Origin of the sequence: Aeromonas sp. 601039 (genome assembly GCF_049174415.1) — a bacterium.
Classification (GTDB): Bacteria; Pseudomonadota; Gammaproteobacteria; order Enterobacterales; family Aeromonadaceae; genus Aeromonas; species Aeromonas veronii_A.
Map to the genome: position 1 here is coordinate 205,272 of NZ_JAAKTL010000001.1, position 24,146 is coordinate 229,417.

23 protein-coding genes are annotated in these 24,146 nt (G+C 61.0%); 16 read left to right on the forward strand and 7 right to left on the reverse strand.

Annotated elements, in window-relative coordinates:
- Positions 1-60: 60 nt before the first annotated feature.
- The 3 genes from bioC to bioB are packed head-to-tail and all read right to left on the reverse strand — an operon-like array spanning position 61 to position 3,150.
- The gene (bioC, locus tag G5195_RS00895; RefSeq protein ID WP_421235729.1) at positions 61-876 is read right to left on the reverse strand and encodes a malonyl-ACP O-methyltransferase BioC; all 816 of its coding nucleotides are present in this window, start codon (positions 874-876) and stop codon (positions 61-63) included.
- Positions 869-2,065: an 8-amino-7-oxononanoate synthase gene (gene bioF, locus G5195_RS00900; protein WP_421235730.1), complete on the reverse strand. Its 1,197-nt coding sequence runs from the start codon at positions 2,063-2,065 to the stop codon at positions 869-871. The genes bioC and bioF overlap by 8 nt, the downstream gene beginning before the upstream one ends.
- Complete coding sequence (gene bioB / locus G5195_RS00905; RefSeq protein WP_005350480.1) at positions 2,062-3,150, reverse strand: biotin synthase BioB; 1,089 nt, start codon at positions 3,148-3,150, stop codon at positions 2,062-2,064. The genes bioF and bioB overlap by 4 nt, the downstream gene beginning before the upstream one ends.
- Before the next feature lie 193 nt (positions 3,151-3,343).
- On the opposite strand from bioB, the gene bioA reads away from it, so the two are divergent.
- Positions 3,344-4,618, forward strand: a complete 1,275-nt coding sequence (bioA, locus tag G5195_RS00910; protein WP_216979126.1) for an adenosylmethionine--8-amino-7-oxononanoate transaminase — start codon at positions 3,344-3,346, stop codon at positions 4,616-4,618.
- Positions 4,619-4,794: 176 nt separating this feature from the next.
- Complete coding sequence (locus G5195_RS00915) at positions 4,795-5,607, forward strand: HAMP domain-containing protein (protein ID WP_216979127.1); 813 nt, start codon at positions 4,795-4,797, stop codon at positions 5,605-5,607.
- Between the two features lie 23 nt (positions 5,608-5,630).
- On the opposite strand, the gene G5195_RS00920 is transcribed toward G5195_RS00915, so the two are convergent.
- On the reverse strand, positions 5,631-5,981 hold the full coding sequence (locus G5195_RS00920; protein WP_216979128.1) for a hypothetical protein: 351 nt from the start codon (positions 5,979-5,981) through the stop codon (positions 5,631-5,633).
- A gap of 194 nt (positions 5,982-6,175) precedes the next feature.
- Between G5195_RS00920 and asnS the strand changes: the two genes are divergently transcribed.
- From asnS to G5195_RS00940, 4 genes are all read left to right on the forward strand, one after another.
- Complete coding sequence (gene asnS, locus G5195_RS00925; RefSeq protein ID WP_216979129.1) at positions 6,176-7,576, forward strand: asparagine--tRNA ligase; 1,401 nt, start codon at positions 6,176-6,178, stop codon at positions 7,574-7,576.
- 110 nt (positions 7,577-7,686) lie between these two features.
- Positions 7,687-8,487 carry a substrate-binding periplasmic protein gene (locus G5195_RS00930; protein ID WP_421221444.1) on the forward strand — a complete coding sequence of 267 codons (801 nt, stop codon included), beginning with the start codon at positions 7,687-7,689 and terminating at the stop codon, positions 8,485-8,487.
- Positions 8,488-8,817: 330 nt separating this feature from the next.
- The gene (locus G5195_RS00935) at positions 8,818-10,161 is read left to right on the forward strand and encodes an anaerobic C4-dicarboxylate transporter (protein ID WP_005337916.1); all 1,344 of its coding nucleotides are present in this window, start codon (positions 8,818-8,820) and stop codon (positions 10,159-10,161) included.
- Positions 10,162-10,331: 170 nt separating this feature from the next.
- Positions 10,332-10,988 carry a hypothetical protein gene (locus tag G5195_RS00940; RefSeq protein WP_421221443.1) on the forward strand — a complete coding sequence of 219 codons (657 nt, stop codon included), beginning with the start codon at positions 10,332-10,334 and terminating at the stop codon, positions 10,986-10,988.
- A 138-nt stretch (positions 10,989-11,126) separates the two neighbouring features.
- Here the strand turns inward: G5195_RS00940 and G5195_RS00945 are convergent, their stop codons facing one another.
- A complete protein-coding gene (locus G5195_RS00945; protein ID WP_421221442.1) occupies positions 11,127-12,266 on the reverse strand; it encodes a M20 family metallopeptidase in 1,140 nt (379 codons plus the stop codon).
- A gap of 134 nt (positions 12,267-12,400) precedes the next feature.
- The gene (dcuC, locus tag G5195_RS00950; protein WP_128836092.1) at positions 12,401-13,777 is read right to left on the reverse strand and encodes a C4-dicarboxylate transporter DcuC; all 1,377 of its coding nucleotides are present in this window, start codon (positions 13,775-13,777) and stop codon (positions 12,401-12,403) included.
- Between the two features lie 285 nt (positions 13,778-14,062).
- Here dcuC and G5195_RS00955 point away from each other — a divergent pair, with 285 nt between their 5' ends.
- From G5195_RS00955 to G5195_RS00995, 9 genes are all read left to right on the forward strand, one after another.
- Positions 14,063-14,377 (forward strand): hypothetical protein, encoded by a 315-nt coding sequence (locus G5195_RS00955; RefSeq protein WP_005337929.1) that lies wholly within the window; start codon positions 14,063-14,065, stop codon positions 14,375-14,377.
- 12 nt (positions 14,378-14,389) lie between these two features.
- Entirely contained in the window at positions 14,390-14,554 is a 165-nt protein-coding gene (locus G5195_RS00960) for a hypothetical protein (protein WP_376896128.1), read from the forward strand.
- A 141-nt stretch (positions 14,555-14,695) separates the two neighbouring features.
- Positions 14,696-15,046: an ArsC family reductase gene (locus tag G5195_RS00965; RefSeq protein WP_005350451.1), complete on the forward strand. Its 351-nt coding sequence runs from the start codon at positions 14,696-14,698 to the stop codon at positions 15,044-15,046.
- A gap of 19 nt (positions 15,047-15,065) precedes the next feature.
- Positions 15,066-16,193, forward strand: coding sequence for a succinyl-diaminopimelate desuccinylase (gene dapE, locus G5195_RS00970; protein WP_421235731.1), 1,128 nt, complete (start codon positions 15,066-15,068; stop codon positions 16,191-16,193).
- Positions 16,190-16,879: a M15 family metallopeptidase gene (locus G5195_RS00975; protein WP_216954216.1), complete on the forward strand. Its 690-nt coding sequence runs from the start codon at positions 16,190-16,192 to the stop codon at positions 16,877-16,879. The genes dapE and G5195_RS00975 overlap by 4 nt, the downstream gene beginning before the upstream one ends.
- A complete protein-coding gene (locus G5195_RS00980) occupies positions 16,876-17,022 on the forward strand; it encodes a hypothetical protein (RefSeq protein WP_005337933.1) in 147 nt (48 codons plus the stop codon). The genes G5195_RS00975 and G5195_RS00980 overlap by 4 nt, the downstream gene beginning before the upstream one ends.
- A gap of 280 nt (positions 17,023-17,302) precedes the next feature.
- Positions 17,303-19,030, forward strand: a complete 1,728-nt coding sequence (locus G5195_RS00985) for a potassium/proton antiporter (protein WP_005359340.1) — start codon at positions 17,303-17,305, stop codon at positions 19,028-19,030.
- 43 nt (positions 19,031-19,073) lie between these two features.
- Positions 19,074-20,177: a beta-N-acetylglucosaminidase domain-containing protein gene (locus G5195_RS00990; protein ID WP_421221440.1), complete on the forward strand. Its 1,104-nt coding sequence runs from the start codon at positions 19,074-19,076 to the stop codon at positions 20,175-20,177.
- Positions 20,178-20,209: 32 nt separating this feature from the next.
- Positions 20,210-21,418: a cation:proton antiporter gene (locus tag G5195_RS00995; protein ID WP_421208063.1), complete on the forward strand. Its 1,209-nt coding sequence runs from the start codon at positions 20,210-20,212 to the stop codon at positions 21,416-21,418.
- Between the two features lie 73 nt (positions 21,419-21,491).
- On the opposite strand, the gene G5195_RS01000 is transcribed toward G5195_RS00995, so the two are convergent.
- Positions 21,492-22,124, reverse strand: coding sequence for a LysE family translocator (locus G5195_RS01000; protein ID WP_362774257.1), 633 nt, complete (start codon positions 22,122-22,124; stop codon positions 21,492-21,494).
- A gap of 232 nt (positions 22,125-22,356) precedes the next feature.
- Here G5195_RS01000 and G5195_RS01005 point away from each other — a divergent pair, with 232 nt between their 5' ends.
- Positions 22,357-23,979, forward strand: a complete 1,623-nt coding sequence (locus G5195_RS01005; protein WP_421221439.1) for a methyl-accepting chemotaxis protein — start codon at positions 22,357-22,359, stop codon at positions 23,977-23,979.
- The last annotated feature ends 167 nt before the right edge of the window (positions 23,980-24,146 follow it).

Sequence of the window (24,146 nt, forward strand, 5' to 3'; positions counted from 1 at the left end):
ATGGTTCTCTCCTTGGCAGGGAGTGGCTCACTGCCCTGCACACACTGCAATTCCCGGCGCTCAGCGAGGCTTGCTGAGGCGACCGAGACACACCCGATAACTGGCGACCAACCTGCCATCGGGCTGGCGAAATGCTTCATATGCCTGAGCCAGCTGCTGCAATCTGGCGCGACCGCTCAGACCGGCTGGGGCGGCGCCCCCTTGATTGTCGTTGATCTGATTGGCCCCAATCCCCTTGAGATCGCGCAACAACTGCGGCAATTCAAGATAGGCGAGATCCCAGGTGATACAACGCAGCTCGGGAGCAGATACCCCGGCGCTAGCCAGCGCCTGCTCCAATTGTGGCAGGCTGAGGAAGCGATTGACATGGGCGCGACCATCAAGCTGCTGCCAGGCGGCTCGCAACTGCCAGAGCGACTCATCGAGCAGGGTCGAGAAAAAGATCTGGCCGCCCGGTTTGACCACCCGAAGCAGCTCGCCAAAAGCCTGGGCCGGACGCTCGCACCACTGCAACGCCAGACTGGAGAAAACCCAGTCGAACGAGTTATCGGCGAAAGGAAGCAGCTCCGCATCGCCGCAGAGCAGGCGAGCACCGCTGCCACGCAAGGCGGCCTGCGCCAGCATGCCGGGGGCGAGATCAAGCCCCACCAGCTGGTGACAACGGTTCGCCAGTTGGGGCAAGAAAAAGCCGGTGCCGCAGCCCAGATCCAGCCCGCTCACCGTCAGATCAGTGCCAACCAGCCTGTCTGGCATCCATTCCAGCAGCGCCTGACCCACCTCCTGCTGAAAGCGGGCGTGGGCATCGTAATGACGAGCGGCGGCGCCGAAACGGCGAGCAAGCTGCGCCTTGTCGACCGTTTGAAAACGCTCAGCCATAGTGAGCCTCCCCAAGCGTTGTAACTGCAGGGCTGACCCCCAAGGCATCGAGCAGGCGATCCACATCCTGCTCGCGGTGAGCCGCACTCAGGGTGATGCGCAGCCGGGCCGTACCGACCGGCACAGTGGGCGGGCGGATGGCGCTCACCCAGACGCCGCGCTCCCGCAGCCGTTCAGCCAGTTGCAGAGCGGTGCTGCTCTCCCCCACCAGCAGCGGCTGGATCGGGGTATCGCTCGCGCCAAGCTGCCAACCCAACGCCTCTGCCCCTTGCCGGAAGCGAGCGATCAGCTGGCCAAGATGGGCGCGGGACTCATCAGCCGCGCGCACCAGTTCGATGCTCTTGCTGACCGCGCAAGCCTGCGCGGCGGGCATATGGGTGCTGTAGACATAGTGGCGGGCAAAGTTGACCAGATACTCCACCAGCTCGCGACTGCCGCCGACAAAGGCACCGGCGACGCCAAGCGACTTGCCAAAAGTGCCCATCTGGATGTGTACGCTGGCAGGTTGAACCCCTTGTGCCGCCAGGGTGCCGCGCCCCTCGGATCCCAGCACACCAAGACCATGGGCATCGTCGATCATCAACCAGTTGCCGCTTTGGGCGGCGAGGGTTGCGAGCTCGCGCCAAGGGCCCTGATCCCCGTCCATGCTGAACACCCCTTCCGAGACAATCAGTCCGCGATTTGGCTCAAGCTGCCGTTCAAGGGCCGCCATGTCGTTGTGGGCAAAGCGCTTCATCTTGCAGGGGAGCTGGCTGCCCATCTCCTGCAGGGAGGCGTGGTTGAGTTTGTCCTGCCACAGCAGATGATCCTTGCCGAGCAGGGCTTTGAGCACCGCCTGATTGGCGGAAAAACCGCAGTTGAAGAGCAGCACCGCCTCCACCCCGAGCCACTCGGCCAGGGTCTTCTCAAGCTCTTGGTGGGCATGACTGTAACCGGTCACCAGCGGCGAGGCGCCGGAGCCCGTGCCATAACGTTCAATCCCCGCGTTGAAGGCGGCCTTGATGGCGCCGTGATCCGCCAGTCCCAGATAGTCGTTGGCGGAAAAGTTGAGGTAGTCGCGCCCCGCAACCCTGAGCCGCCCGCCACTCGCCCCGTCGGTCGCGATGCGGTTGCGGAGCAGGCCGGCCTGCTCGCGCTCGACCAGAGCCGTGCCCAGCACAAAGGGGCCCGTTACTGCAGGGCCGTTCATGACCGCGCAGCCCCTGCACGGGGGCGGGTGGCGTCATAAAACATCTCGGCAGGCTCGCTCTGGCGACTCACCTCGGCCAGCAGTTCCTCTTCTTGAACCTGATCCGGCTTCTGGGCCCGCTGGGCAGGGCGAATGCCGAGCCGCTTGAACAGCTGCATATCGCTGTTTTCGTCCGGGTTGGGGGTGGTCAGCAACTTGCAGCCATAGAAAATGGAGTTGGCCCCGGCCATAAAACACATGGCCTGCATCTGCTCATTCATCTTCTCCCGCCCGGCTGAGAGGCGCACATGGGAGGCGGGCATCATGATCCGTGCCACGGCGATGGTGCGGATAAATTCGAACGGATCGAGGTTCTCCTGATCCTCCAGCGGCGTTCCCTTCACCTTGACCAGCATGTTGATGGGCACACTCTCCGGGTGCCGCGGCAGGTTGGCGAGCGCCATCAAGAGGCCCGCACGGTCTTTGGCCTGCTCGCCCATGCCGACGATACCGCCGGAGCACACCTTCATCCCGGCACCGCGCACATGCTCCAGGGTATCGAGTCGATCCTGATAGGTGCGGGTAGAGATGATCTCGCCGTAAAACTCGGGCGAGGTATCGAGGTTGTGGTTGTAGTAATCGAGCCCCGCGGCCCCCAGACGCGCCGCCTGATCGGCGGTGAGCATCCCGAGCGTCATGCAGGTCTCCATCCCCAGCCCGCGCACCTCCTCGATCATCCGGATGATGTAGGGCATGTCCTTCTCTTTGGGGTTGCGCCAGGCGGCCCCCATGCAAAAGCGTGACGAGCCGTTGGCCTTGGCTTCGCGGGCCCGCTCCAGCACCTTCTCCACCTCCATCAGCCGCTCGGCCTCAAGACCGGTGTGGTAACGGGCGCTCTGGGGGCAGTATTTGCAATCTTCCGGGCAGGCGCCGGTCTTGATGGAGAGCAAAGTGCTCACCTGCACTTCGTTCGGGTCAAAGTGGGCGCGGTGGACGGTCTGGGCCTGAAACAGCAGATCGTTGAATGGCAGGGCAAACAGGGCCTGAACCTCGGCGAGAGTCCAGTCATGACGAAGGGCGTGACCGCCCGCGGTGAGAGCATTCATACATGGCTTCCGGTTGTTATTAGTGGGATCCTGCGCCCGCCATCTTGGGATGGACGGCCACAAAACCCGCCGCCGGGCCTGCGCGCTCAGGGTTATGCGCAGTGCCAAGTGGCTGAAATTGTTGGCTAGTGTAGAGAGCACGCGTAGACTGTCAACACCGACCAGATCAAACAAATTGACAACAGAACAACAAATGACCAATCAAGAATTCGACCTGCACCACATCTGGCACCCCTATACCTCCCTCACTCACCCCCTGCCCTGCTATGAAGTGGTCAGCGCCAAAGGGGTGAAGATCACCCTCAGCGACGGCCGTGAACTGGTGGATGGCATGAGCTCTTGGTGGGCTTGCGTGCACGGCTATCAGGTGCCGGAGTTGGACGCCGCCGCCACCGCCCAGCTCGGCAAGATGTCCCACGTGATGTTTGGCGGCCTCACCCACGCTCCGGCGGTCGAGCTCTGCCGCAAGCTGGTGGAGATCACTCCAAAGGGGCTTGATCGGGTCTTTCTGGCCGATTCCGGCTCGGTGGCAGTGGAAGTGGCGCTCAAGATGGCGCAGCAATACTGGCACGCCAAGGGGACGCCCAGAGCCAAATTTGTCGCCCTGCGCAGCGGCTATCACGGCGACACCTTTGGCGCCATGAGCGTCTGCGATCCCGATGGCGGCATGCACGAGCTCTACAAAGGATTCCTGCCGGAACACTATTTTGTCGAAGCACCCAGCTGCCGCTTCCACGCCGAGTGGGACGAGCAGTGCGTGGTGGAGCTGGCGACGCTCATGGCGGATCATCACGAAGAAATCGCCGCCATCGTGCTTGAGCCCATAGTGCAGGGCGCTGGCGGCATGCGCTTCTATCACCCCCGCTACCTGCAGTGGGTACGCGCCCTGTGCGACGAATTCGGCGTGCTGCTGATTGCTGACGAGATTGCCACCGGCTTTGGCCGCACCGGCCAGCTGTTTGCATGCGACTGGGCGGGGATCTGCCCCGACATCATGTGTCTGGGCAAGGCGCTCACCGGCGGCTACCTCACCCTCTCGGCGACCCTGACCACCGAGCATGTCGCCCATACCATCTGTGACGGCAAGGCGGGGGTCTTTATGCACGGCCCCACTTTTATGGGCAACCCGCTCGCCTGCGCGGTGGCCAACGCCTCCATCGAGTTGCTGCTGGCCTCACCTTGGCAGGAGCGGGTGCGCGCCATCGAGCATCAGCTGCGTACCGAACTGGTAGAGCTGACCCTGCACCCGGCGGTCGCGGATGTGCGGGTGCTCGGCGCCATCGGGGTGGTGGAGATGAAAGAGCGGGTGGATGTAGCGCGCATCCAGCGCAAGTTTGTCGAACTGGGCGCCTGGATCCGCCCCTTTGGCAAGCTGGTCTACCTGATGCCCCCCTTCGTCATCACCCCTGAAGAGTTGCGGGTATTGACCGGCGCCATCCGTCAGGCCATCACCGAGGGCGAGTTTTAATGCATGCAGCGGGCGGCCATCGCAGCCGCCCGTTTGACTACCCGCATTTGATATATAAAGAGGGCAACTTTATCCACTTCAGTGCGCTTTCACTTGCCGTAATGTGAGCAAAACACCAGACCTGAGGCCCCAAGAGGGGTAAACTGCTGCGGTTTTACCATCAAGAAAGACTGCTCATGCGCCTCTCCATTGCTGCCAAAATCAACTTTTTCCTGCTCTTCATCTTCTCCATGGTACTGGTCTTCTCCGCAGCCTATCAGGCGGTGCGCGAGCGCGATCTCATCCTGACCCTCATCAAGGAGCAGAGCCGCGAGCAGACCGAAGCCTATTTCGACGGCCTCAACATGCTGATGCTGACCGGCAAGATGGATGCCCGCGATACCCTGCGCGGCAAGTTTCTCGACCACGCCCATGTGGAGGATGCCCGCATCGTCCGTGGCGACGCGGTGAGCAAACAGTTCGGGCCTGGACGGGAGACAGAGCAGGTAAAAGATGAGTTTGATGAGCTGGCTCTGGCGGGCAAAGGGAGTCTGGAGGTGGTGCACAACGGCATGCACAGCCGTCTGGTAGTGACCCGACCGCTACTAGCCAAGAAGGATTTTCGCGGCACCGACTGCACCAGCTGTCATCTGGTGCCGGAGAACACTGTGCTCGGTGCGGTGCGCTTTGACTACTCCCTCGATTCGCTGTTTACCCGGGTCGAGCAGAATATCCTCACCTCGGCGCTGATCCTCACCGGCATCTTCGGGATGGGACTGCTGCTGACCCTCTGGGTCATCCGCACCTGGATCGTGCGCCCCCTCAACCAGTTGACCCGCTCCATGGAAGAGGCCACCGACTTGCACGACTTCGGCCACCGGCTGGAGGGGGATGACGGCGACGAGATTGGCCGGGTGGCGGTGGCCTACAACCAGATGCTCGACAGTGTGGAGCGCCAGCTCGGCAAGCGACCGCTCGGCGGCAAGCCGGGAGCTCGCCCTGGCGAATAGCGGACCACACCGCCCGGCATCGGCTAACCGGTGTAATAGAACAGCAGACAAGCAATAAGGATCAGCAGCAGGATCGCCAGATTGACGTGATAGGCATCATCCCTGCGCCGACTGCGCCGCCGCTCCAGCAGCAGTACAGCCAGGGTCAGCAAGCTGCAACCCCACAGGCCATGCACCAACCAGGGAGTGAGTGCGGGATCCCAGTAATCGCGTACCTTGATGCCGCCGTAAACCAGAAAACCATATGCAATCTCCGGCCTAGCATAGTGATAGAGCGCAAGCAGCACGATAAAACCGCACCAGCAGATCAGCACCATTGCTCGCAACAGTCGTGTCAGCCAATCCGGCCCTTGTCGCCGCTCTTTCACTCGCATCTCCTGTCCCGAGGGAACCCTGCTTGGGTGAACCATGCTGAAAACCCCACCAGAGTCCGACATTTTTGCTTGTTTATCAAACCCGCGCGGGTAAGATTGACGGCTTAGTCTGCCATGGTGGGCCATCTGTGCCCGGGCCAGACTCCCTAGTGTTGCAAATAGCGCTGCAAGAACAAGCTGGAGACAATATTTCGATGACGCACGCATCCGTAGTTGATGTGCTGACCGGTAAATATGCGGTTGGCACCACCCTGACTGTACGAGGGTGGATCCGGACTCGCCGTGATTCCAAGGCGGGGATCTCATTTTTGGCCATTTCCGATGGCTCCTGTTTCCATCCGGTACAGGCCGTCGTCCCCAATACCCTGGCCAATTACGAGAATGAAGTGCTGCGTCTGACCACCGCCTGCTCCGTGGAAGTGACTGGCATCATCGCCGAATCCCAGGGCAGCGGCCAGGCTTTCGAACTGCAGGCCACCGATGTGAAGGTCGTCGGCTGGGTCGAAGATCCCGATACCTACCCGATGGCCGCCAAGCGCCACAGCATCGAGTACCTGCGTGAACAGGCTCACCTGCGCCCGCGCACCAACATCGTGGGTGCCGTGACCCGGGTTCGCCACTGCCTGGCGCAAGCTATCCACCGCTTCTTCCACGAAGAGGGCTTTGTCTGGGTTGCGACCCCGCTCATCACCGCCTCTGATACCGAAGGGGCCGGCGAGATGTTCCGTGTCTCTACCCTGGATCTGGAAAACCTGCCGCGTACCGACGCCGGCAAGGTGGACTACAACGAAGATTTCTTCGGCAAAGAGGCCTTCCTGACCGTATCCGGCCAGCTGAACGCCGAAACCTATGCCTGCGCCCTCTCCAAGGTCTATACCTTCGGGCCGACCTTCCGCGCTGAAAACTCCAACACCAGCCGTCACCTGGCCGAGTTCTGGATGGTTGAGCCGGAAGTGGCCTTCAACAATCTGGAAGATAACGCCGCCCTGGCCGAAGCCATGCTGAAGTATGTCTTCAACGCCGTCCTGACCGAACGTCGCGACGATCTGGAGTTCTTTGCCCAGCACGTAGACAAGGATGCCATCGGCCGTCTGGAGCGTTTCGTCGCCTCCGACTTCGCCCAGATTGATTACACAGATGCCATCGAAGTGCTGAAAAACTGCGGCAAGAAGTTCGAGTTCCCGGTCTCCTGGGGCATCGATCTCTCCTCCGAGCACGAACGCTATCTGGCCGAGGAGCACTTCAAGTCTCCGGTGGTGGTGAAGAACTATCCGAAAGATATCAAGGCCTTCTACATGCGCCTCAACGACGACGGCAAGACCGTTGCCGCGATGGACGTACTGGCACCGGGCATCGGCGAGATCATCGGTGGCTCCCAGCGTGAAGAGCGTCTGGAGGTACTGGATGCCCGCCTGGCCGAGATGGGCCTGAAGCAGGAAGATTACTGGTGGTATCGCGATCTGCGCCGCTACGGCACAGTCCCGCACTCCGGCTTCGGTCTGGGCTTCGAGCGTCTGGTGGTTTACGTGACCGGTATGGGCAACGTCCGCGACGTGATCCCGTTCCCGCGAACTCCGCGTACCGCCGAGTTCTGATCAGCGGCATATTGCCACTACATTGCAAAAGCCGTCCTCAGGGTCGGCTTTTTTATTACCCCCGTTATGGGTAATACTCAGAACCAATCGACACAAGGAATGGGTCGTTCATGGGATATCGTCGGCTTCTGACACTCTTGCTGCTCTGGCTCCCCCTGCAATTGCGGGCAGAACCCGTGCACCTGACCACCCTGGAGTGGCCCCCCTATACCAGCCAGCATCTCCCTGATGGTGGCCTTACCGGCCATATCGTCAAGCGTGCATTTGCCGAAGCGGGGCTGGAGGTTCAGTTTGACTTCTACCCCTGGCATCGAGCCATGTTGCTGGCATCCGATCCCGCCCAGCACTACAGCGGCTACTTCCCCAAATACTTCGCCGATGATCTGGATAAACGGTGGCATATTTCCACCAGCGTGGGCAGTAGTGTGCTGGGCATGGCGCAGCAAGCCGGCCCCCCTATCCACTGGCAGCGACTCGAAGATCTCGCTTCCTACCGGATTGGGGTCGTCGCAGGTTATATCAATACCCGTGAATTTGATGCCCTGATGGCCAGCAAGCGCCTCAACACCTTTGCCGTGGACGACGATCACCTCAACCTGCGAAAATTGCAGCGCGACCGGCTCGATCTGGCCGTGATCGACCGGGATGTTTTCTACTGGCTCACCTATCACGATGACAAACTCCACCCCGAACAGCTGCAGTTCAACCCGAAGATCCTCGGGTACAAGAGCCTGCACATCATGTTCCGTCCCGATCAACAGCAACTGCAACAGCGAGTGAACAATGCGCTAGCCAGACTCGATATCAAGCAGCTGAGCGAACAGTATCAGCGTCGCTATCTGCTATCAGCACCCGCCCCCCCGATGAGCAGAGTCGCAGAACACCCCATTTGTCAAAAAAGATATCTTTAACCCGTGTTTTTACAGCCTCTTCTCCCCTGACCCGGGCCTTTTTCCACAACTTCCTTACCAACGCATTCCCCATCACAACGCCTCTGGTTGCACTCTGATGGGCTGGCCCCGAGTGATACCACTTGGTGACAAAAATGATGTTTTTGTTAGTACGTGGTTTTTAAGTGGTTTAATCAAAAATTCATCGAGTTATTGAAGTAACTCAATTTTTTCACTTTTTCAGGGGAGCAGAATAGCAACTAACCCTTTCGGGCTAAATAAAACAGACAATGACAATTCATGGTTCAGGCTACCCGCGGCAATATGGGTTGAATCACACGAGGTAACGGAATGATCTTGATGGAATTTTTAGTGGTACTCGGCTGCTTGCTGCTGGGTACCCGCTTTGGGGGCATGGGACTCGGTCTCATCAGTGGTATCGGTCTCTTCCTGCTGACCTTCGTCTTCGGCCTAGTGCCGGGCGAACCGCCTGTTCAGGTAATGCTGACCATTCTGGCGGTGATCGGCTGTGCCGCCACCCTGCAGACTGCCGGTGGCCTTAACCTGATGATGCAAGTGGCCGAGCGTCTGCTGCGCCGTCACCCGCAATACATCACTATCCTGGCGCCGCTCACCACCTGGACCCTCACCTTCCTGTGCGGTACCGGCCACGTGGTCTACACCATGTTCCCCATCATCGCTGACATCGCGCTGCAAAAGAACATCCGTCCCGAGCGCCCGATGGCTGTCGCCTCCGTTGCCTCCCAGATGGCCATCTGCGCCTCCCCGGTCTCCGTTGCTGTGGTCTCCATGGTCTCCATTCTGGCGGCCGGTCACGGTATCGGTCAGGCTTACGGCCTGCTCGACATCCTGATGATCGCCATCCCCTCCTCCCTGACCGGTGTCATCGTGGCGGCCCTGTGGAGCCTGCGTCGCGGCAAGGATCTGGACAAGGACGAAGAGTTCCAGGCCAAGATCAAAGACCCGGAGCAGCGTGCCTTCATCTACGGCGGTGGTGAAACCCTGCTCAACACCAAGTTCCCGAAAGAGGCCTACTGGTCTACCTGGATCTTCTTCGCCGCCATCGCTGCCGTGGTATTGCTCGGTGCCAACGAAGGTCTGCGTCCGGTGTTCACCATCAAGGACAAAACTGGCCCGCTCTCCATGAACCTGGTGATCCAGATGATGATGCTGATCGCCGGTGCCATCATCCTGATGCGCTGCAAGGTCAAGCCGGGCGAGATCGCCAATGGTGCCGTCTTCAAGGCAGGCATGGTCGCCATCTTCTCCGTATTCGGGGTGGCATGGATGAGTGAGACCTTCTTCCAGGCTCATATGCCCCTGCTCAAAGAGACCCTGGCCCATGTGGTACAAGCCCAGCCCTGGACCTACGCCCTGGTGCTGTTCCTCATCTCCAAGCTGGTAAACAGCCAGGCCGCCGCCCTCACCGCCATCGCCCCCATGGGTCTGGCGCTGGGTGTCGAACCCAAGCTGCTGATCGCCTTCCTGCCGGCGAGCTACGGCTACTTCGTGCTGCCGACCTACCCGAGCGATCTGGCCTGTATCGGTTTCGACCGCTCCGGCACCACCCGCATCGGCAAGTTCATCATCAACCACAGCTTCATCATTCCGGGGCTGATCGGGGTGGTGACCTCCTGCTCGCTGGGCTTTATCCTCACCAGCATCCTGCTCTAATCGCAGTCGCGTTTAACACATTGCCAGACAGGCCCCCGCTTCGGGGGCCTGCTTTTTTCCCGCTCTGTGACCCCAACCATTTTCCCGCCGCCATTTCCGGACACAATACCTTTACCTCTGCCCCCGCCGCTGGGTAGCATGCCCCCTCGTTCACCACCGGAATCTCATCCATGTCTCGCGTCATCCTGCTCTGGAGCGGTGGCAAAGATGCCATGCTGGCCCTCTGTCATGCCCGCCAAGCGGGCCATCAGGTGGTGGCACTGGCCACCTTTGCGCCGCCAGAGCCCCGATTTCTCGCTCATCCTTTGCCGCTGGTGCGTCTTCAGGCGGAAGCCCTCGAGCTGCCCCATCTGCTGGTCACCATAGAAGCGCCGTTCGATCTCGGTTATGAGCGGGAACTGGCACGGCTCAAGGAGGAGTGGCAACTCGATGGCGTAGTTACCGGCGATATCGACAGCGTGGGCGGTGCGCCTAACTGGATCCGCGAACGCTGCCAGCCGCTGGGCCTCACCGTCCATACCCCGCTCTGGCAGCAATCTCGTCAAGCCTTGCTGGCGGATATGCTGGCGCGTGGCATCGTCGCCCACCTCTCCTGCGTCGATACCCGGGTGCTGGCTCCCGAGTGGACTGGACGCACCCTTGATGCCGCCACCCTCGCCGAGTTACAGCAACTGGCCGAGCGCGAGGGCTTCGATGCCTGCGGCGAGCAAGGGGAGTACCACACCATGGTGACTGACGGCCCGGGCTTTGCCGCCCCGCTGTGCCTCGATGGCTGGCTGGTGGCGCGACAGGAGCATCTGGCCTATCTGGCCGAGCCGAAGGGGTAACTGCCGCAAGCCATCTGGCCCGCTCACTCAGCGCGCGAAAAATCGAGATAAAAAAACGGGAGGCAACAGCCTCCCGTTTGAGTTTGAGCGAACCAGTTTTGAGCAGGCCATGGCGACCCGAACAAGGGATAAACCGGCTTATTTCGCCAGCTTGCCCAGCACCCGCTGCAGCAGGCGGATGCGCGGCTCGATGCTCTCCAGCATCAGGAATTCCGCCTCCGAGTGGAAGCCGCCCCCCATGGGACCGAAGCCATCCAGCGACGGCACACCCGCGGCGGCGGTGAAGTTGGCATCCGAGCCGCCACCGGCTTCCAGCCAGTTGAAGGGGATACCTTCCTCTTTGGCTGCCGCCTCCACCAGCGCCATCAGCGCCTCGGTGTCACCACTCGGTCGCATCGCCGGCTTGAAGGTCTGGCGATCCACCTCGACCCGACAGCCCGCGAGGAAGGGGTTGTTGGCCATAAAGGTGAGCCGGTCGTGTACCGCAGCGGCCTCTTCGTTGCTCCAGAAGCGCAAATCCACGATCGCCTCGGCAAAGTCCGGCACCACGTTGACGCCGGTGCCGCCCTGTACCACGCCGACGTTCATGGTGGTGCCCGTGGTCATGTTGACCTGCTCGTTGATGGCCAGCACCCAATGCGCCAGCTCGGTGATGGCAGAGACACCTTCGGTCAGGGCCGAACCGGCGTGGGAGGCCTTGCCGTGGAAGGTGATGCGGTACTTGGCATTGCCCTTGCGGGCGCTGATGAGATCCCCGTTGGGACGGGCTGCCTCGGCCACCAGCACGCAGCCGCTCTGTTTGGCCTTCTCCACCAGCCAATCTTTCGACCAAGGGGAGCCAATCTCTTCGTCGCAGTTGTAGCAGACCAGCACCTTGAGCTTGGCAAGCAATGCCGGATCCATCTCTTTGAGGGCATACCAGATAGAGAGCAGGCCGCTCTTCATGTCCGACACACCGGGACCAAAGGCTTGATTGCCTTCGATTTTCAGCGGGCGCTTGGCCGCCGTCCCCTCGGGGAAGACGGTATCCATGTGGCCGCACAGCATCACATCGTAGTGATCGGCACCCGGCGCATTGGTTGCCTCGAGGCAGGGGCCGCACTCGGCAGCGAACTGGTGGCGGGTCACCTGCCAGCCGATGGCTTCATATTTCTCGGTCATGATGTCGGCCACTTTCGCTACCCCGGCCGGGGTGCGAGTACCGCAATCGAGGTTGATGAGCGGGGCCAGATCGGCCAGATAGCTATCGAGGGAAAACGGGCTCTTTACAACTGTCATTATCTTCTCCATGCAACAATCAGCGTTGATGGCCGATCGTCTATTGCAACAATGCGACACAGTGAGAAAAAGGCGGGCAGCCATGCCACCCGCCCGACCGGTAAATTCCAAACACCACTACATAACCCACATCACTACATGAACAGCAGATAGTTGAGGGTCAGCGCCGTCAGCAGCGCCCCCGCCATCGGCACGCTGGTGCGTTTGACCACGGTAAAGGGCGATACCTTGGCAATCCCCGCACAGGCGATCAGTACCGCTGCGATGGGAGAGACGGTGCGGCCGATACTGGAAGCAAGCTGCATCGGCAGCAGCATGGTCACCGCAGGTACGCCAAACTTGGCCGCAACCGCCGGTGCCAGGGTCGAGAAGCTGAGGAACGCCGCGTTGCCGGAGCCCATGATGACCGCCGCTACCATGATCAGCGCCACCATCACCAGGGTCATCAGACCGCTGCCGATACCGGCATTGCTGGCAGAGTGCAGCAGGGTGTCGATGGCACCGATGGCCTTGAGGGATTCAGCAAACAGCTCGGCACAGACGATGAGCGCCACCACGGGGCCAAACACCTTGCCCATACCATCGAGGAAGCTCGACAGCCCGGCAAAAGCGGTACGCACCGAGCGACTACGCAGCAGCTCGCACAGCATGCCGATAAAGACCGACAGCAGCATGGCCACCTCCACGCTCATCTTGATGTCGCTCACCAGCAGCTTGGAGAAGGTCATCATCAGCACGAAGGGGATGATCGGCAGCAGGGCATACCAGGTGGGCGCCTGCACGCTCTCGGTGCCCTGTTCGTCCAGCTCGGCGTGATCGCCGCGATGGAGCGCCGGATCCCAGCCATCCTTGCGATCGCAGTGACGCTGCCAGAAGAAGTGCAGCACCATGGTCACCAGCAGCATGGGGGCCACCAGCCAGATCTGGTAGTCGACAAAATAGCTGGTCGGATCCATGCCGGATTGACCGGCGGAGAAGATGGCGTTGGTCTGGGTCGGGCCAATTTCAAACGCCTGTGAGGTGGCGATGACGCCACAGGCGGAGGCCGGGCTGATGCCGAGGTTGCGCATCACCGGATACATGGTGACCATCAACAGCAGGCCAAGGCCGGTAGCGGAGGTGACGAACAGGGAGACGAATACCGCCACCAGATAGCAGATGGAGAGCATCAGGTAGCTGGACTGGATGCCTGCCACCGGTTTGACCGCCACCCGCACCAGCGCCTGGGAGGCACCGATATGGGACATGTAGGTGGCAAAACCCGCCACCGCCATGATGGTGAGGCCGAGGCCCGCCGCGCGGTAGGAGAAGATTCCCTTGAACACTTCGAACAGGTCGAACAGGGCGAAACCGGTGCTCTTGTCAGCGGGGAGAATGGGGTGCAGCCCCAGCCAGTAGGCCACCGCAAAAATGGCCATGCCCGCCAGCGCCAGCACCGCCTGCGGGTTGTAATCCTTGATAATGCCGTAGACCACGGCGACCAGAACGAGCAAGACGAATAAAAGTTCCAATATTCACTCCTGATAAATTTATCGAAGAGCGAAATCTAGTGATCTGACCACTGTTTGCCTTTGATCCCTATCAATAAAGGTGCCGTCACCGTGATTCATTAGCATAATATGTCGGCCATGTAACAATTTTTCGTTATTTCAACTGCCGTAAAACCTTTATCACCCCATATCCGGGAATTGTGTGACGCGACTCCCCTCTTTTTTGCGTTGGATCAACATATGACGGCGCCGAACTGGCGAAGATGCGCTTCGACATATAGCGACCATTTCGCGCCGGAGAGAGTTATGACAAGCCAAGCCACCGCAGGTGCTTCGACCTGCGACTACAAGCTGTGGGACATCCTCGTCGAGTCTGCAAAGGAACGCACTACCATTCGTTACTCCAAACTGGCCAAACAGGCCGGGCTGGAGCAGTGCCAGGATGAACTGCGCACCCTGCTGCAACGCATCCGCATGTACTGCACCGAAAACAACCTGCCGATCCTCTCCGCCATCGTGGTGGACGACGTGGGCAAATACACTGGCCTCTCTTCCAGCCTGCCTGATGCACCCTGGGAACGGGCCCGGGTCTTTGACCATGAGTGGACCACCCTGCACTAATTGAGGTGCTTGATGATGCCGACCAAAACGCGCCCGCTGGCGCGTTTTAGCTATCTGGCGTTTGCCCTTTCTCTTTTTCTCCTGCAAACGCGGCTCTTCTCCCGCAATAACCGCCCCATCGGGCACGCCAGCCGCACCGCTTCTGATCTTGTGCTCAAAATCGCCGTTCAGGTGTGACCAGTTCCGGTAAAACCCGCGAGCCGGACCATCGGCGTTGCCATGGGATTGCCACAATGCCAGAATCGGGCCCTTGCACTCTGTTGATTCGGATTTTCGGGACGCGGCCCACGGCCAGCGCACACAAGAGAAGGACTCCCCATGGCCATCACCCTCTATGGCATCAAGAACTGCGACACCATCAAGAAAGCCCGCAAGTGGCTGGATGAGGCCGGTATCGACTACCGCTTTCACGACCACCGCGCCGACGGCCTGAACCCGGACGATCTGGACAGCTGGCTGGCAAAACTCGGCTGGGAAGCCCTGCTCAACAGCCGCGGCACCACCTTCCGCGCCCTGCCGGATGAGGCCAAACAGGGGCTCGACACCACCAAGGCGCGTGCCCTGCTGCTGGAACATCCGGCCATGATCAAGCGCCCGCTGCTCGACCGTGACGGCGAACTGACTCTGGGTTTCAAGGCTGATCACTACCAATCCCTCTTCTCCCGTTAAGGACAACTAAGGACAACTGATGTCGGATGTCATCGCACTGGCCAAGGATCTGATCCGCCGCCCCTCCGTTACCCCCCTCGATGAAGGGTGTCAGACCCTGATGGCGGAGCGCCTCGCCAGGATCGGGTTCGTTATCGAGCCCATGGTGTTTGAGGACACCACCAACCTCTGGGCCCGTCGTGGCAGCGAGGGGCCACTGTTCTGCTTCGCCGGTCACACAGACGTGGTGCCCGCCGGGCCGCTGGACAAATGGCACACCCCGCCGTTCGAGCCGACCATCAAGGATGGCGTGCTCTACGGACGCGGCGCCGCCGACATGAAGGGCTCGCTGGCTGCCATGGTGGTGGCGGTAGAGCGCTTCGTGGCCGAGCATCCGGATCACACCGGGTCCATCGCCTTTCTCATCACCTCCGATGAGGAGGGGCCCTTTATCAATGGCACCACCCGGGTGATCGACACCCTGGAGGCCCGCAACGAGAAGATCCGCTGGTGCATCGTCGGCGAGCCCTCCTCTACCGCCGTGGTAGGGGATGTAGTGAAGAACGGCCGCCGCGGCTCCATCACCGGCGATCTGCTGGTACGCGGGGTGCAGGGCCATGTGGCTTATCCCCATCTGGCTGACAACCCGATCCACAAGGCGGCGCCAGCGCTGGCCGAACTTGCCGCCACCGTGTGGGATGAGGGCAACGCCTACTTCCCCCCCACCAGCTTCCAGATTGCCAACATCTCGGCCGGCACCGGCGCTTCCAACGTCATTCCGGGCGAATTGCACGTCCAGTTCAACTTCCGCTTCAGCACCGAACTGACCGACCTGGATATCCGCGAGCGGGTCGAGGCGCTGCTGGATAAACATGGCCTCGATTATCAGCTGAGCTGGACCCTCTCCGGCCAACCTTTCCTCACCGATACCGGCGCGCTGCTTGATGCGGCCGTGGCGGCCATCGAGGCGGTGAACGGTCAGCGACCGGCCCTGCTCACCACTGGTGGCACCTCCGACGGGCGCTTTATCGCCCCCACCGGCGCCGAGGTGATTGAGCTCGGGCCGGTCAACGCCACCATTCACAAGGTGAACGAGTGCGTGAAGGCGGACGATCTGGATCTGCTGGCCGACATGTACCAAGGGGTGCTCGAGAGATTGCTGGCATGACGCAGGAACAACTGCTGGGGCTCGACGAGAGCCACCTTATTCTGGTGGGGCGCGGCCCCCATCGGCTGACCGCCGCCACCGCGGCGGCCTTCAACGACATGCAGGTGGCGGCAGCCTACGAGGGGTTCAACCTGCAGGCGGCCTCCAGCTGGCGCAGCTTCGAGCGCCAACTCGCCATCTGGAATGGCAAGTGGCGCGGCGAACGGCCACTGCTCGATGCCCACAGCCAGCCCATCGACGCCCTGCAACTGAGCGACGAGGAGCGCCTCCACGCTATCCTGCGCTGGAGCGCCCTGCCCGGCACCAGCCGTCACCACTGGGGGACCGATCTCGATATCTACGACCCGGACTGCCTGCCCGCCAATACCAAACTGGCACTGGAGCCGTGGGAGTATGAAGCCGGGGGCTGGTTTGCAGGCTTGAGCGAGTGGCTCAGCGACCATATGAGCGACTTCGGCTTCTTCCTCCCTTATGCCAAGCCGGTCGGGGCAGAGAGCGGGGTCGCCTACGAGCCCTGGCATATTAGCTTCTCGCTGGAGTCCGACGAGCAGCGACTTGATCCCGCGGCACTGGCGCTTTGCCTGCAACAGGCGGATATTGAAGGCAAGTCGACCATACTGGCCAACCTTGATGAAATTTTGGCCTGTTATGTCACCACCTGTCCTGACGAAAGGAAAATCCCATGAATCTCTGGCTGTGGATAGGGTTGCCGCTGCTGTTCCTGCTCGGGCTGTTTCTCAATGCCATCAAAGACATGAAACGGCTGGAGAAGCAGTTGCCCAACTACAAGGACAAGATCCGCGAAGTAAAGGATGACGAGGACGACTGAATCCCGCCCCCATCCCGTGGGGAGCGCCCTTGTGCTCCCCTCTCCCTCTGCTGTGCCGTTTCGCTTTTCCCCGCCCTCTCCTCCCTGCGCATCCTGAAATCGACGATCCTTTGACTCCGCTTTCGTTAACCCCGTCACAGTCAGAATATGGCGCGGCCATGCTGAAAAAAGGGATGAAAAATGTAAGAAAGTGAAAATTGATGCACAAATAAGCCACACAAGGGGGGCCTAACTGCATATAATGTGCCTACTTTGCACATTACCAGGAAGGAGTTCGCCCTTGGATGCCGCTACCATCAACAGTTTCTTTTTTGTCGCTGCCCTGTTGGTGGGAGCCAGCGTACTGTTGAGCGCCCTCTCTTCCCGCCTCGGTATTCCCATTCTGGTTATCTTCCTCGCCGTCGGCATGCTGGCCGGTGAGGATGGCCCTGGTGGCATCCACTTCGCCGACTACTCCATCGCCTATCTGGTGGGCAACCTGGCGCTTGCCATCATTCTGCTCGACGGTGGCATGCGCACCCGGGTCTCCTCGTTTCGGGTTGCACTCTGGCCTGCCTTGTCGCTGGCGACAGTCGGGGTGGCTATCACCACCGGCCTGACGGGGCTTGCCGCAGCCTGGCTGTTTGACCTCAACCTGATGCAGGGGATGCTGATCGGCGCCATTGTCGGCTCCACCGATGCGGCGGCGGTCTTCTCCCTGCTCGGCGGGCGCAGCCTCAACGAGCGGGTGAGCGCGACGCTGGAGATAGAGTCGGGCAGCAACGATCCTATGGCAGTGTTTCTTACCGTCACCCTGATCGAGGTGCTCGCCACCGCCCAGCAAGGGCTGGATGGGGGCTTCCTGCTGCTGCAACTGGTCAAGCAGTTTGGTCTTGGCGCCGGGATCGGCCTTGGCGGCGGCTGGCTGCTGTGGCGCCTCATCAACACAGCCCGCTTGGCGCCGGGGCTCTATCCGCTGCTCACCGTCAGCGGCGGTCTGCTGATCTTCGCCCTCACCACGGCGGTCGGTGGCAGCGGCATTCTCGCCATCTATCTCACCGGTCTGTTGCTCGGTAACCTCGCCCTGCGCAGCCGCAGCACCACATTGTCGGTGCTGGACGGTCTGACCTGGCTCAGCCAAATCGGCATGTTTCTGGTGCTGGGGCTGCTTGCCTCCCCCCACAAGCTGCTGCCCATCGCCCTGCCCGCGCTGGCGCTGGCGATGTGGATGATCCTGTTTGCCCGCCCGGTGTCGGTCTGGATCGGGCTGCTACCGTTCAAGAACTTCGCCCCCCGCGAGCGCTGGTTTATCTCCTGGGTTGGCCTGCGCGGCGCCGTGCCCATCATTCTGGCGGTGTTCCCCATGATGGCGGGGCTGCCCAACGCCCAGCTCTACTTCAACGTCGCCTTCTTTGTAGTACTGGTCTCGCTGATTTTGCAGGGCAGCTCGCTACCGCTGGCCTCAAAACTGGCGCGGGTGGAGGTACCGGCACCGCCGTCGCCCATCAACCGCTCGGGGCTCGAAATCGATCTCGACAGCCAGTGGGAGACCTTCGTCTACCAGCTGGGGGAAGAGAAGTGGTGCATCGGCTCGCCACTGCGGGATCTGCAGATGCCCACCGGCACCCGGATCTGCGCCCTGTTTCGTGGCCGCGAGCTGCTCCACCCCTCGGGTAGTACCTGTCTGCAGGCCGATGACATCCTCTGCGTCATCGGTCACGAACGTGACCTCCCCGCCCTCGGTCAGCTCTTTAGTCAGGCACCGGAGCAAGATCTCGGCCCCCGCTTCTTCGGTGACTTCCTGCTGGAAGCGGCGGCACGGCTGGTGGATCTCGCCCCTCTTTACGGGCTGGATGTGAGCGAGGTGGCGGATCAGACACTGGGCGATTTTATTGCCAGTCAGTTGGGCGATAATCTGGTGGTCGGTGACAACATCGAATGGCAGGGCCTGATCTGGACCGTGGCCGAAATGGACGAGAGCGTGCCGAGCAAGATCGGGGTGCGCTTTCAGGAAGAGGACCCGGTCTGACTGACCGTCCCGTATCAAGTCCCCAGCAAGAAGGGAGAGAGTTATGCCATATCAAAGTTTGCTGTCCGGCCCCCTGCCCCCCGCTGCCAATCTGGGGGTCATTGAAGGCTTTTTTGGCAAGGGATGGAGCTGGCAGGCCCGCGCCCGCTACGCCCAGTGGCTGCCACGCCACGGTTACGGTTTCTATATCTATGCACCGAAAGAGGATGGCTATCTGCGCAAGCACTGGGCCCTCCCCTGGCCCGAGCAGCAGCAGGCCGATCTCGCCGAACTGGCGCGCCAGTGCCGCGCCAACGGCCTCGCCTTCGGGGTGGGCTTGAGCCCCATGGGGGCTCATCACGACTACGATCGCAAACGCTCGGCGCTGCTTGAGAAAGTGCGCCTCATCGACGAGATGCTGCAGCCTGACATTCTGGCAGTGCTGTTTGACGACATGAAGGGGGATACCCCGGATCTGGCGCACCATCAGCTCATCATCGCCCACGACATCGCGGCTCACAGCAAGGCGACCCGCCTCATCTTCTGCCCCAGCTACTACTCGACCGATCCGGTGCTGGAGAAGGTGTTTGGCGCCATGCCTCCCCACTATCTGGAGGAGCTTGGCGAGCGGCTCGATCGCCGTTTCGAGATCTTCTGGACCGGCCCCAAGGTCTGCTCCAGCGAATATCCGGCCAGCCACCTCAAGCAGGTGACCGAACTGCTCGGCCGCAAGCCCTTCCTGTGGGACAACTACCCGGTCAACGATGGCAGCAAGGCGAGCAGCTACCTGCACCTGCGCGCCTTCGAGAATCGCCCTGCCGAGCTGGCAGAGCTGGTCTCTGGCCACGCGGTCAACCCGATGAAACAGGCGGCGCTGTCGACCCTACCCCTCGCCACCCTGCCGATGAGCTACCGCCTCGGCAAGCAGTACGACCCCGACAAGGCGCAGCATGCCGCCCTCAACGCCACCTGCGGCCCACAGATCTCGGCGATGATCGAGGCCGACCTGCCGCTGTTTCAGGACATAGGGATGGCCCAGCTGACCCCTGAGCAGGTGGCCCATCTCAAGGCCCGCTACCTGCCGTTTCGTGACCAATCCTGCGTCGACGAAATCGTGCGCTGGCTGGATGGGGAGTATGTGTTCGACCCCGACTGCCTGACCGATTAAACCACCCCTGCGGGGGGCAGAAAGGAGGTTGTATGGATGCACATCTGCTTTACCAGAATCTGGCGGTGATCGCTGCCTTCTTGCTGATCTACAGCCTGATCGCGGGGCGCTTCGAATCAAAGCTGGTCAACGGCCCCCTGCTCTTTCTACTGACCGGCTGGTTGCTGGGGCCTGGCGGGCTGGAGCTGCTCTCCCTCTCTATCGACAGCGCCGGCATCAAGCTGCTGGCCGAGCTGACTCTGGTTATCGTGCTGTTCAACGATGCCGCCAACACCAACTGGCAAGTATTGCTGGCCAACCGGCAGCTGCCCATCCGGCTGCTAATGATCGGCCTGCCACTGACGCTCATCGCCGGAGCCCTGTTTGGTCACTGGATCTTCCCCGACCTGCCACTGCTGGAGATGGCCATCCTCTCCACCATTCTTGCCCCCACGGATGCGGCGCTCGGCAAGGCGGTGGTGAGCAACCCGGCCGTACCGGCGCCACTGCGCGAAGGGCTCAATCAGGAGAGCGGCCTCAACGACGGCATCTGTGTGCCTGTGCTGCTTCTGCTGCTGGCCCTTATCGCCCCCACAGAGCAGCACGCAGGCACAGCCACGCTGGCCATCACCCTGATGCTGGAGGAGATCGGCATTGGCCTGCTGGTCGCCTTCGTGCTGACCAGCCTAACCATACGGCTGCTGAAAATCTCTTATCTCAACGGCTGGCAACTGCCGCTCTGGCGCCAGCTCACCATGCCGGGACTGGCCCTGCTCTGCTTTGCGCTGGCCCAGAGTCTGGGGGGGAGCGGCTTTATCGCCGCCTTTGTCGGCGGTCTCTTTATCGGGCGCAGACTCGGTGAACACAAGCACGCCTATATGGACAGTTGCGAAGGCTACGGCGACCTGCTCTCCGTGGTGATCTGGATGGTGTTTGGCGCAACTCTGCTCCCCATGTTGTCGGAGCTGATGCACTGGCAATACTGGCTCTATGCCATTGCCAGCCTCACCCTGCTGCGGATGGTGCCGGTCTGGCTGAGCCTGCTCGGCACCGGCCTCAAGCCAGAGCTCAAGCTCTTTATCGGCTGGTTCGGCCCGCGGGGCCTTGCCAGCATCGTCTTTGCAGTGATGGTGCTGCAAAACCAGCCTGCCCTGATTGGCCAGCGCCCCATCATCGCCACTGTGCTCTGCACCATCATATTGAGCGTGCTGCTGCATGGCATCACCGCCAACCCCTGGGTCGCACGTTTCAAACCCCGCTGAACCACTTGGCACTCATAAAAAATGCCACCGACCGGTGGCATTTTTCTTGTCTGGTGCGGGTCACTGACAGCGCTTAACCAAGCGCCAGCCAGACTCCCACCCCCAGCATCAGAGTACCGGCGATGCGGTTCATCAGGGTGACGTTGCCGCTCTTGGCGAGGAAGTGGCGCAGAGTTCGGCCACCACTGGCGTAGAGCAGCAGGCAGGAGAATTCGATGACCAGAATAAGCGCCACCAGCGCAGTGATCTGCGGCACCATCGGCTTGCTGGCCGAAATAAACGGTGGCAGCAGGGAGATCATGAAGGCCCACCCCTTGGGGTTGGCGATGGCGGTGACAAAGCCCTGCAGCGCCAGCCCCATGGCACTGGTCTGTTGACCGGCCGAGAGATCCGCCGGAATGGCCATCTTCCCCTTGGCCTGCCACATCTGGATGCCGAGCCACACCAGATAGGCCCCCCCCACATATTTGAAGGCGGCGAAGATCCCCGGATAGTTGAGCATGATGGCTGCCACCCCGATCACCGAGAGCACCGAGACCAGCCCGACACCGATCAGCTCCCCCCACATCATGTGCAGGGTGCGGCGCACCCCCAGGCTCATCCCCAGGGTCATCGACAGGGTCATGCACATGCCGGGGGTCACCGAGACAAAGAAAAAGGTCGGGATAAACAGAGCCAGAATGGCCGGATCGATCCAGCTGGACACAACACACCTCCATATGACGAGAGCGGGAAATCACGAAAACGGGACAGGATTGACACAACTCAGCCAGTTGTACCACATATTCAGGGGATAAAGCGCTCAATCATGCCTAAATGGCTCCTTTCTCACAAGAAAAAACCTTTTCTTCAGCAAATTTCAGCAATAAAAGCCTGTGACAGCTCCTGACGTAGGTGTGTAATATGTCGGCTCCTCCCATTTCGGATTAGAGCCATTTATGTCATTGAATAATCTATCAATACGTGTCCAGGTCCTGATACCGCTGCTGCTGGCCAGCCTGCTGATGATGGTGATGATTGCCATCAGTAAACAGGGGCTGGATGAAGCCATCAATGACATAGATGAGACGACCCAGAGCGTGGTCCAAAACAAGGACGATATTGCCAAACTGATCCACGCCACCTACCGGCTGCGCACCAGCGCCATCTATGGCCTCTACGATGCCAAGCTGTTTGCCGCACTGCCCGCAAACCTCAACAGCGCCGAGCAGGAGATCAACGCAATCCTCGGCCGTCTGGTGCTCCCCGGTGCCGAGCAGGATAACCGGCAGGTCGCTGCCGCCCTGCAGGCCTACCTCAGCCATACCCGCAGCAACATGCTGCCGCTGCTGGCGCAAAAACATCAGGGTGGCGGCGATCCGGTCGCCTACGAGGCGGCCCGCCTCCATTTCCGCGAGCTGGGTGAACAGCTGATCAAACAGATCGACAGCATGTCGGCCCACATCAACCAGCTGATCCAGCAAGAGCTGGCCGACGAGCAGGCTCACTACGACGCCACCCTGCTGCGTACCCTGCTGCTCACCGCCGGTACCCTGCTGGCGGCGCTGATCTGTGGCTGGGTCCTCTCCGGTCGCATCGTCAGCCCCATCGGTCAGTTGCAAGAGGTGATGCACGCCGTGGCGCAAGGGCGCTTCAACGTGCGCGCCAAAGCGGATGGCAACAACGAGCTGACCCGTCTGGCCAAAGATATCAACCTCACTCTGGGGCAACTTGGTAGCACCATCGAGAACCTGACCGGGATCAGCAACAGCGTCGCCTCCGCCGCCACCGAGCTGGCCGCCGTGATGACCCAGTCAGAGGCCAATGCAAAGCAGCAGCACAGCGAGATCGAACAGGTCGCCTCCGCCGTGACCGAACTCTCCAGCACCGCTGACAACGTCAACCACAACGCCGCCGTCGCCGACGAGCTGGCGCGTGATGCCAATGGCCGGGTCGAACAGGGGCTCGCCCTCTTTACCGAAAGCATCGCCGCCAACAGCCGGATGGCGGGCAGTCTGGAAGATGCCGCAGCCATCGTGGCCCAGCTCAAATCCCAGTCCGAGCAGATCGGCAAGGTAATTGAAGTGATCCAGGGGATCTCCGAGCAGACCAACCTGCTGGCGCTCAATGCCGCCATCGAAGCAGCTCGCGCCGGTGAAACGGGCCGTGGTTTTGCGGTGGTGGCCGACGAGGTGAGAATGCTGGCTGCCCGCACCCAGGACTCCACCAAGGAGATCCAGGCCATCATCGAGCGGCTGCAGAGCCAGTCCCAATCCGCCAACAACGGCGTGCAGGAAACCCTGGAGATCCTCAGCCATAACCAGCGTTTGTCCGCTCAGGTGCAGGATCTGCTGAGCGGCATTACCGGTGCCGTACGCCAGATCAACGACGCCAACGCCCAGGTCGCCACTGCCGCCGAGGAGCAGTCCTGCGTCACTGCCGACATCAACCGCAACATCACCAATATTCACGAGATCGTGAGCCAGAGCTCCGCTGGCATCAGCCAGAGCGCCTGTGCCAGCAACGAACTCTCGCAGCTCGCCGAACAGCAACGCAAGCAACTGGCCCAATTCCAGCTGTAAGCGCACAACGTGAACCAGACAAAAAGGCCCGCAAGGGCCTTTCTTGTTGATGGTGCAATGGCTTTGTCTCTGTTTTAAACGCCATTTTTTGGCTTGCGGAGCCATAAGGGGCTGGGCTGAGGGGGCAAATGTGAGTATGGTAGAGGCACGTCACTCCCCCCTCACGT

What these genes read in the sequence shown, in the direction of transcription:
- G5195_RS00955 (WP_005337929.1), top strand. Translation starts at nt 14,063, where the DNA reads ATGACAAGCCAAGCCACCGCAGGTGCTTCGACCTGCGACTACAAGCTG.
- G5195_RS00940 (WP_421221443.1), top strand. Translation starts at nt 10,332, where the DNA reads ATGTCTCGCGTCATCCTGCTCTGGAGCGGTGGCAAAGATGCCATGCTG.
- G5195_RS01005 (WP_421221439.1), top strand. Translation starts at nt 22,357, where the DNA reads ATGTCATTGAATAATCTATCAATACGTGTCCAGGTCCTGATACCGCTG.
- bioB (WP_005350480.1), bottom strand. Translation starts at nt 3,150, where the DNA reads ATGAATGCTCTCACCGCGGGCGGTCACGCCCTTCGTCATGACTGGACT.
- G5195_RS00965 (WP_005350451.1), top strand. Translation starts at nt 14,696, where the DNA reads ATGGCCATCACCCTCTATGGCATCAAGAACTGCGACACCATCAAGAAA.
- G5195_RS00935 (WP_005337916.1), top strand. Translation starts at nt 8,818, where the DNA reads ATGATCTTGATGGAATTTTTAGTGGTACTCGGCTGCTTGCTGCTGGGT.
- G5195_RS00960 (WP_376896128.1), top strand. Translation starts at nt 14,390, where the DNA reads ATGATGCCGACCAAAACGCGCCCGCTGGCGCGTTTTAGCTATCTGGCG.
- G5195_RS00980 (WP_005337933.1), top strand. Translation starts at nt 16,876, where the DNA reads ATGAATCTCTGGCTGTGGATAGGGTTGCCGCTGCTGTTCCTGCTCGGG.
- G5195_RS00990 (WP_421221440.1), top strand. Translation starts at nt 19,074, where the DNA reads ATGCCATATCAAAGTTTGCTGTCCGGCCCCCTGCCCCCCGCTGCCAAT.
- asnS (WP_216979129.1), top strand. Translation starts at nt 6,176, where the DNA reads ATGACGCACGCATCCGTAGTTGATGTGCTGACCGGTAAATATGCGGTT.
- bioF (WP_421235730.1), bottom strand. Translation starts at nt 2,065, where the DNA reads ATGAACGGCCCTGCAGTAACGGGCCCCTTTGTGCTGGGCACGGCTCTG.
- G5195_RS00930 (WP_421221444.1), top strand. Translation starts at nt 7,687, where the DNA reads ATGGGATATCGTCGGCTTCTGACACTCTTGCTGCTCTGGCTCCCCCTG.
- bioA (WP_216979126.1), top strand. Translation starts at nt 3,344, where the DNA reads ATGACCAATCAAGAATTCGACCTGCACCACATCTGGCACCCCTATACC.
- bioC (WP_421235729.1), bottom strand. Translation starts at nt 876, where the DNA reads ATGGCTGAGCGTTTTCAAACGGTCGACAAGGCGCAGCTTGCTCGCCGT.
- G5195_RS00915 (WP_216979127.1), top strand. Translation starts at nt 4,795, where the DNA reads ATGCGCCTCTCCATTGCTGCCAAAATCAACTTTTTCCTGCTCTTCATC.
- G5195_RS00995 (WP_421208063.1), top strand. Translation starts at nt 20,210, where the DNA reads ATGGATGCACATCTGCTTTACCAGAATCTGGCGGTGATCGCTGCCTTC.
- G5195_RS00975 (WP_216954216.1), top strand. Translation starts at nt 16,190, where the DNA reads ATGACGCAGGAACAACTGCTGGGGCTCGACGAGAGCCACCTTATTCTG.
- dapE (WP_421235731.1), top strand. Translation starts at nt 15,066, where the DNA reads ATGTCGGATGTCATCGCACTGGCCAAGGATCTGATCCGCCGCCCCTCC.
- G5195_RS00945 (WP_421221442.1), bottom strand. Translation starts at nt 12,266, where the DNA reads ATGACAGTTGTAAAGAGCCCGTTTTCCCTCGATAGCTATCTGGCCGAT.
- G5195_RS00920 (WP_216979128.1), bottom strand. Translation starts at nt 5,981, where the DNA reads ATGCGAGTGAAAGAGCGGCGACAAGGGCCGGATTGGCTGACACGACTG.